We start from the raw sequence: 2,697 nt of genomic DNA, 5'->3' as shown, positions 1-2,697 counted from the left end.
CACGAGCTGCGTCCGGAAGTCGTCGAACTCGGTCATGTGACGGTCCAGCAGGTCGAGCAGCAGCTCGCCCGCGCTGGTCAGCCGCACGCCGCCGGTCACGCGGTCGAAGACGGGCAGACCGAGCTCCTCCTCGAAGCCCTGGACGGAGCGGTTCAGCGCCGAGGGCGAAATCGCGAGGAGTTCCGCGGCCTTGCGGATCGACCCCGTGCGCTGGATCAGGCGGATCGCCCGGTAGATCCTGAGATGCCGCATCCGCCAGCCCTCGCCTGGTGCATAAAACGCACCACCCCGCCGCCAATTTAACGGCAGACAACACAGGGTCAATCCGGGTTCAATTTTCTGCGGCAGCAAAATGCCTGCTCAAGAACCTGGGACATTCGTATGAAAAAGTTGCTACTCGCAAGCGCCTTGGCGCTTGTCTCCGCCAATGCTGCAAGCGCAGAAATCCGCGTCGGGATCCTCCATTCGCTCACCGGAACGATGGCGATCTCCGAGACGACGCTGCGTGACGTGATGCTGATGCTCATCGAGCAGCAGAACGCGGCCGGCGGCCTTCTCGGGCAGGAGATCGTGCCCGTCGTCGTCGACCCCGCGTCCGACTGGCCGCTCTTCGCCGAGCGCGCGCGCGAGCTTCTGACCGTGCACGAGGTCGACGTGATCTTCGGCGCCTGGACCTCGGTGAGCCGCAAGTCGGTGCTCCCGGTCCTCGAGGAACTGAACGGCCTGATGTTCTACCCCGTGCAGTACGAGGGCGAGGAATCCAGCCGCAACGTCTTCTACACCGGCGCCGCGCCGAACCAGCAGGCGATCCCGGCGGTAGACTACTACCTCAACGAGCTCGGGGTCGAAGTCTTCGCGCTCCTCGGCACGGACTACGTCTATCCGCGCACGACGAACCGCATCCTCGAGCAGTACCTGCTCGACGCGGGCATCCCCCAGGAGAACATCTTCGTCAACTACACGCCCTTCGGCCATTCCGACTGGTCCTCGATCGTGGCCGACGTGGTCGCGCTCGGCGAAGGCGGGCAGCAGGTCGGCGTGATCTCGACGATCAACGGTGACGCGAACGTGGGCTTCTACGCGGAGCTTGCCGCGCAGGGCGTGGCCGCCGACGACATCCCCGTCGTCGCCTTCTCGGTGGGCGAGGAGGAGCTTGCCGGCTTCGACACCGCGCCGCTGGCCGGGCACCTCGCGGCGTGGAACTACTTCATGTCCGCCGACACGCCGGAGAACGAGGCCTTCATCGAGGCCTGGCACGCCTTCATCGGCGACGAGGCGCGCCCGACCAACGACCCGATGGAAGCCCACTACATCGGCTTCAACATGTGGGTTCAGGCGGTCGAGGCGGCGGGCACGACCGACGTCGACGCGGTGCGCGAGGCGATGTACGGCATCCAGGTTCCGAACCTGACCGGCGGCATCGCCGAGATGCTTCCGAACCACCACCTGACCAAGCCCGTGCTGATCGGCGAGATCCGCGCCGACGGGCAGTTCGACATCATCAGCCAGACCGAGCCGGTTCCCGGCGACGCCTGGACCGACTACCTGCCGGAATCGGCGGTGCTCGAGTCCGACTGGCCGGGCCTCGGCTGCGGCATGTACAACACCGAGACGCAGACCTGCGTGCAGATCCAGTCGAACTACTGAGACGACATGGCGGGCGGTCCCCTGGCGGGCCGCCCGCATCCTCCTGCCCGAGCAGTCCCGGAATGATACGTGCCCTTCTCGCCGCGCTCGTCGGCGTCGTCCTGCTTTCGGCGCAGCCCTTGCGCGCCGACACGGTGGAAACCGCCCAGGACCTGCAATCCGTCCTCCAGTCCCGCGCCGATCTCGTCGCCGACGCCTCGCGCCAGACGGTGCAGGAGGTTCTCGACCTCCTCATCGCCAGCGAGCTGCCCGAGGTGCCGCGGTTCCTCGCCACCTGGGCCGCCCGCGAGGTCTACCAGCGCAACGCCGACGGGATCTTCGTCTACGTGGAGGACCCCGACGGCGATCCGCTGACGCTGCTCGACATCACCACGGGCGAGGTCGTCGGCACGGCCACCAGCCGCGAGGTCTCGCAGCTCCGCCCGAACCGCGGCGTGCAGACGGTGATCGCCTCGGCGCTCGTGGCCTTCCAGCTCGGCTCGGACGACCCGGCCGAACGGCTGGCGGCGCTCGAGGCCATCGACGACGCGCCGGAGGAGACGCACCTGCCGCTCCTGCGCGATCTCCTCGGCACCGAGGAGGACCCGGACGTGGCCGCCTTCGCCGAGGTACTGCTGCCGAAACTGGTCATCGCCTTCGACACCGATGACGCCGACCGCGTGGCCGCCATCGAGAGCCTCGCGGGCAACGTGAGCCTCGCGGCCCGCGCCACGCTGAACCCGCTGCTCGCGACGCGGACGGAGGTGGCGGCCGAGCTGCCCGAGGGGATCAACCTCGCCCGCACGCTGGAGCCCGGCACCGACATCGACCGTGGCGCGGCCTACGCGATGCTGGTCGAGGCGGGCCTCGCGCCCGCACCGATCAGCGCGACCGGGCGGCGCGACATCCTCGCCGCGAACGTGGCCGACGGCATGGTGGGCGGCCTCCCCGTGGCGCAGCTGAACACCGAGGCGGCGCGCGACCGCGCCTATGCCGCGCTGGTCGCGGCCGGGCTCGCGCAGCCCGCGCCGACCGAAGCCGAGATCGACGATTCGCTCGCAACGCATGTCT

Annotated in this window: 2 protein-coding genes and 1 pseudogene; 2 read left to right on the top strand and 1 reads right to left on the bottom strand. The window is 68.7% G+C overall.

The window, feature by feature from the left end:
• Window positions 1-252 (bottom strand): LysR family transcriptional regulator (locus tag ACTS11_RS00115; protein WP_442638322.1); only part of this gene is annotated, 252 nt, incomplete at its 3' end.
• A gap of 129 nt (window positions 253-381) precedes the next feature.
• On the opposite strand from ACTS11_RS00115, the gene urtA reads away from it, so the two are divergent.
• Window positions 382-1,647 carry an urea ABC transporter substrate-binding protein gene (gene urtA, locus ACTS11_RS00110; protein ID WP_442638321.1) on the top strand — a complete coding sequence of 422 codons (1,266 nt, stop codon included), beginning with the start codon at window positions 382-384 and terminating at the stop codon, window positions 1,645-1,647.
• Between the two features lie 62 nt (window positions 1,648-1,709).
• Window positions 1,710-2,697: pseudogene (locus ACTS11_RS00105) on the top strand (urea ABC transporter permease subunit UrtB); the annotation flags it as partial.

Source organism: Roseicyclus sp., from assembly GCF_052168335.1.
Classification (GTDB): domain Bacteria; phylum Pseudomonadota; class Alphaproteobacteria; order Rhodobacterales; family Rhodobacteraceae; genus Roseibacterium.
Note: the sequence above shows the minus strand (reverse complement) of the source record. Positions and strands in the feature narration are given on the sequence as shown.